The sequence below is a fragment of the Streptomyces sp. RP5T genome (assembly GCF_003933965.1).
In the GTDB taxonomy this organism is placed as follows: Bacteria; Actinomycetota; Actinomycetes; order Streptomycetales; family Streptomycetaceae; genus Streptomyces.
In genome coordinates this window covers 1-5,300 of record NZ_RSAJ01000568.1, presented here as the reverse complement: position 1 = coordinate 5,300, position 5,300 = coordinate 1, and the positions used below count along the sequence as shown (strand labels likewise).

The following is a 5,300-nucleotide window of genomic DNA, read 5'->3' as shown; positions in this document are numbered from 1 at the left end:
CGCGGTCATGAGGGACTCGAAGCCCTCCCCCACCACGAACCCGCGCCGGATCGCCCGCCCCTCGTCCGTGCGGACCGGGATGTTCTGGAGGTTCGGGTCCGTCGACGACAGCCGGCCCGTCGCCGCGACGGTCTGGTTGAACGTCGTGTGGATACGGCCGTCCGCGGCGATCGTCTTGATCAGGCCCTCCACGGTCACCCGCAGCTTGGCCTGCTCACGGTGCCGGAGCATGATCACCGGCAGTTCGTTGTCCGTCTGGGTCGCGAGCCAGGCCAGCGCGTCGGCGTCCGTCGTGTAGCCGGTCTTCGTCTTCTTCGTCTTCGGCAGGCCGAGCTCGCCGAAGAGGACTTCCTGCAGCTGCTTGGGCGAGCCGAGGTTGAACTCGTGCCCGGCCGCCGCGTGCGCCTCCTTCACGGCCTGCTGGACCGCGCCGGCGAACATCTGCTCCATGGCCTCCAGGTGGGCCCGGTCGGCCGCGATGCCGTGCCGCTCCATGCGGGCCAGCAGGGCTGAGGTGGGCAGCTCCATGTCCCGCAGCAGATCCGCGGCCCCGACCTCCTGAAGGCGGCCCTCGAACGCCGAGCCCAGATCCAGGACGGCCCGCGCCTGGATCATCAGCGCCTCGGCCTCGGCCCCGTCGTCCGCACCGAAGGCGAGCTGCCCGTCGGCCGCGGCTGCGGGCGCCAGCTCCCGCCCCAGGTATTCCAGCGACAGCGCGTCCAGGTCGAAGGACCGGCGCCCCGGCTTGACGAGATAGGCGGCCAGCGCGGTGTCCATGGTGACGCCGGCGACGCTCCAGCCGTGCTCGGCGAAGACCCGCATGGCGCCCTTGGCGTTGTGCAGCACCTTGGGGCGCTCGGCGTCGGCGAGCCAGGCGGCCCAAGCCCTCTCGTCGGCCTCGTCCAGCTCGGCCGGGTCGAACCAGGCGGCGGCCCCGCCGGACGCGGCGAGCGCGACCTCGGCCACCGAGCCGGTGCCCAGCCCCCAGGTGTCGACCGTGGCCAGACCGAGCGGCTGCCCCACGCCGTGCTCGGCCAGCCAGCCGGCCAGCTCGCCGGTGCCGAGCACCGTGCCGTCCACCGCCACACCGGGCGCGGCGACCGGGGCGCCCTCGGCCTCCTCGGCACCCGGGTCCACGGCCAGCAGCCGCTCCCGCAGGGAGGGGTTCCTGATCTCCAGGGTGTCGAGGATCATCGCGAGCGACTTGCGGTCGTACGGGGCCCGCTCCAGGTCGGTGACCGTCTTCGGCAACTCCACCGTGCGCACCATCTCGGTGAGGCGGCGGTTGAGCTTGACGGCCTCCAGGTGGTCGCGGAGGTTCTGCCCGGCCTTGCCCTTGACCTCCTCGACGCGCTCGACCAGCTCGGCGAACGAACCGAACTGGTTGATCCACTTCGCGGCGGTCTTCTCGCCGACGCCCGGGATGCCGGGGAGGTTGTCGGACGGGTCGCCGCGCAGGGCCGCGAAGTCGGGGTACTGGGCGGGCGTGAGGCCGTACTTCTCGAAGACCTTCTCCGGGGTGAACCGGGTCAGCTCCGAGACGCCCTTCGTCGGGTACAGCACGGTGGTGTGCTCGGAGACCAGCTGGAAGGAGTCGCGGTCCCCGGTGACGATCAGCACGTCGAAGCCCTCGGCCTCGGCCTGGGTGGCGAGCGTGGCGATGACGTCGTCGGCCTCGAAGCCGTCGACGGCGAAGCGCGAGACGTGCATCGCGTCGAGGAGCTCGCCGATCAGCTCGACCTGGCCCTTGAACTCGTCCGGGGTCTTGGAACGGTTGGCCTTGTACTCCGTGAACTCCTCGGAGCGCCAGGTCTTGCGGGACACGTCGAAGGCCACCGCGAAGTGGGTGGGGGACTCGTCGCGCAGGGTGTTGGCCAGCATCGACGCGAAGCCGTAGATCGCGTTCGTCGGCTGGCCCGTCGCGGTGGTGAAGTTCTCCGCGGGCAGCGCGAAGAACGCGCGATAGGCCAGCGAGTGCCCGTCCATGAGCATCAGACGCGGGCGGCTGCCGCCGGGGCTGGTGTCGGTCTTCTTCGCTGCTGTCTCTGCCACGCCCCCGATCCTGCCACGCCCCACTGACAGTCGGCCCCGCACGCCGCCGACGGCACGGACGGCGCACGCTGTGCCGACGGCCGCCCCGGGCCCGGCAAAGACCGTTGTCAGCGGCGCGTGCGAGGATCGGAGACGTACCTCACATGTGTGCGCGAAGGAGAGTGTCCGATGGCCACGAAGCCGCCCAAGGGTGATCCGGTTCAGGACGCTCCTCAGGTCACCGAACCGAAGCACGCGGCCGCCGGGCTGCCCGCCGTCGGGCACACACTGCGGATCGCCCAGCGGCAGATGGGCGTGAAGCGCACCGCGCTGACGCTGCTGCGGGTCAACCAGAAGGACGGCTTCGACTGCCCCGGCTGCGCCTGGCCGGAGCCCGAGCACCGGCACTCGGCCGAGTTCTGCGAGAACGGCGCGAAGGCGGTCGCCGAGGAAGCCACCCTGCGCCGCGTCACTCCCGAGTTCTTCGCCGCGCACCCCGTCGCCGACCTCGCGAGCAGGAGCGGCTACTGGCTGGGCCAGCAGGGGCGGCTCACCCACCCCATGTACGTCCCCGAGGGCGGCACCCACTACGAACCGGTGACCTGGGACCGCGCCTTCGACATCATCGCCGAGGAGATCACCGCCCTCGCCTCCCCCGACGAGGCCGTCTTCTACACCTCGGGACGCACCAGCAACGAGGCCGCGTTCCTGTACCAGCTCTTCGCCCGCGAGCTCGGCACGAACAACCTGCCGGACTGCTCCAACATGTGCCACGAGTCGTCCGGTTCGGCCCTCAGCGAGACCATCGGCATCGGCAAGGGCAGCGTCCTGCTCGACGACCTCCACAAGGCCGACCTGATCATCGTCGCGGGCCAGAACCCGGGCACCAACCACCCCCGTATGCTCACCGCGCTGGAGAAGGCCAAGGCCAACGGCGCGCGGATCATCAGCGTCAACCCGCTGCCCGAGGCGGGCCTGGAGCGCTTCAAGAACCCGCAGACACCGCAGGGCATGGTCAAGGGCGCCGCGCTCACCGACCTGTTCCTGCAGATCCGCATCGGCGGCGACCAGGCCCTCTTCCGCCTCCTCAACAAGCTGATTCTGGAGACCGAGGGCGCCGTCGACGAGGCCTTCGTGCGCGAACACACCCATGGCTACGAGGAGTTCGCCGAGGCCGCCCGCGCTGCCGACTGGGACGAGACGCTCGCCGCGACAGGGCTCACGCGCGCCCGGATCGAGGAGGCCCTCGCCATGGTCCTCGCCTCCGAGCGGACCATCGTGTGCTGGGCCATGGGACTCACCCAGCACAAGCACTCCGTGCCGACCATCCGCGAGGTCGTCAACTTCCTTCTCCTGCGCGGCAACATCGGCCGCCCCGGCGCCGGCGTCTGCCCGGTCCGCGGCCACTCCAACGTGCAGGGCGACCGCACCATGGGCATCTTCGAGCGCCCCGCGCCCGCCTTCCTGGATGCGCTGGAGAAGGAGTTCGGCTTCGCCCCGCCGCGCGAGCACGGCTTCGACGTGGTGCGCGCCATCCGCGCCCTGCGCGACGGCGAGGCCAAGGTCTTCTTCGCCATGGGCGGCAACTTCGTCTCCGCCTCCCCCGACACCGAGGTCACCGAGGCCGCCATGCGCCGGGCCCGGCTGACCGTCCACGTGTCGACCAAGCTCAACCGCTCGCACGCGGTCACGGGCGCGCGTGCCCTGATCCTGCCGACCCTCGGCCGCACCGAGCGCGATCTCCAGGGCGGCGGCGAGCAGTTCGTGACCGTCGAGGACTCCATGGGCATGGTGCACGCCTCCCGGGGCCGCCTGGAGCCCGCGAGCGCACAACTGCTGTCCGAGCCCGCCATCGTGTGCCGGCTCGCCCGCCGGGTCCTGGGCGAGAACAGCAGCACGCCCTGGGAGGAGTTCGAGAAGGACTACGCCACCATCCGCGACCGCATCGCCCGGGTGATCCCCGGCTTCGAGGACTTCAACGCGCGCGTGGCCCGCCCCGGCGGCTTCACCCTGCCGCACGCACCGCGCGACGAGCGCCGCTTCCCCACCGCCACCGGCAAGGCCAACTTCACCGCCGCGCCCGTCGAGTACCCCGAGCTGCCCGAGGGCCGGCTGCTGCTGCAGACGCTGCGCTCGCACGACCAGTACAACACCACGATCTACGGCCTGGACGACCGTTACCGGGGCATCAAGAACGGCCGCCGGGTCGTCCTGGTGAACCCCGAGGACGCCGGCCGGCTCGGACTCGCCGACGGGTCGTACGTCGACCTCGTCAGCGAGTGGAAGGACGGCGTGGAGCGGCGGGCCCCCGGGTTCCGGGTCGTGCACTACCCGACGGCCCGGGGATGCGCGGCCGCCTACTACCCCGAGACCAACGTCCTGGTGCCGCTGGACGCCACCGCCGACACCAGCAACACCCCGGCCAGCAAGTCCGTCGTCGTACGTCTGGAACAATCGGCGACCGACTGAGCGTTTGCTCAGCACAGGCAGTCGTAGCGACCCGGACGAACGGAGCCCGGCCCCATGGGTGAGCAGCAGCACGTCACGTTCCCGCAGGAGGTCATCGACGAGTACGCGGCGCTCGGCGTCGACCTCGCCGCCATGTTCTCGGCGGGGCACCTGGGCACCCGCATGGGCGTGCAGATCGTCGAGGCCTCGGCGGACCGCGTCGTCGGCACCATGCCCGTCGAGGGCAACACCCAGCCGTACGGGCTGCTGCACGGAGGCGCCTCCGCCGTGCTCGCCGAGACCCTCGGATCCGTCGGCTCCATGCTGCACGCCGGGAGCTCCAAGATCGCGGTGGGGGTCGACCTGAACTGCACCCACCACCGCGGGGTGCGCTCGGGGCTGGTGACCGGGGTGGCCACACCGGTGCACCGGGGGCGGTCCACCGCGACGTACGAGATCGTGATCAGCGACGAGGAGGACCGCCGGGTCTGCACCGCCCGGCTGACCTGCCTCCTGCGCGACGCCCCCGGCCGCTGAGGACTGCCGGACGGACCAGGCCGACGTCGCGGACGCCGCCCCACCGCTCCGCGACGCCGACGACGCCCGCGCCCGCAACAACCGGGCTACTGGACCGCGTCGGCATCACGCGGCCCACCCCACGGCGTCACGGCCACGACGTCGGACACCGGACCGCCCGGACAACCCCCTACCCGGCACCGCGAGTTGCCACAGCAGGCCGCCGAACCACACCCGCACCAGCCGGGCCGCACCACCCCTCCACGGCCCCGACTGGCACCAGTTGCCGGCCCGCGCTGCAACCC

The 5,300-nt window shown here is 71.7% G+C and carries 3 protein-coding genes; 2 read left to right on the top strand and 1 reads right to left on the bottom strand.

The window, feature by feature from the left end; translation table 11 throughout:
* On the bottom strand, positions 1-2,052 hold a 2,052-nt coding region (gene polA, locus EHS43_RS36465), incomplete at its 3' end, for a DNA polymerase I (RefSeq protein ID WP_125194885.1).
* Positions 2,053-2,220: 168 nt separating this feature from the next.
* On the opposite strand from polA, the gene EHS43_RS36460 reads away from it, so the two are divergent.
* Together EHS43_RS36460 and EHS43_RS36455 are read left to right on the top strand one after the other, a co-directional pair.
* The gene (locus EHS43_RS36460; RefSeq protein WP_125194884.1) at positions 2,221-4,500 is read left to right on the top strand and encodes an FdhF/YdeP family oxidoreductase; all 2,280 of its coding nucleotides are present in this window, start codon (positions 2,221-2,223) and stop codon (positions 4,498-4,500) included.
* 54 nt (positions 4,501-4,554) lie between these two features.
* Positions 4,555-5,016 carry a PaaI family thioesterase gene (locus EHS43_RS36455; RefSeq protein WP_125194883.1) on the top strand — a complete coding sequence of 154 codons (462 nt, stop codon included), beginning with the start codon at positions 4,555-4,557 and terminating at the stop codon, positions 5,014-5,016.
* Positions 5,017-5,300: the final 284 nt, after the last annotated feature.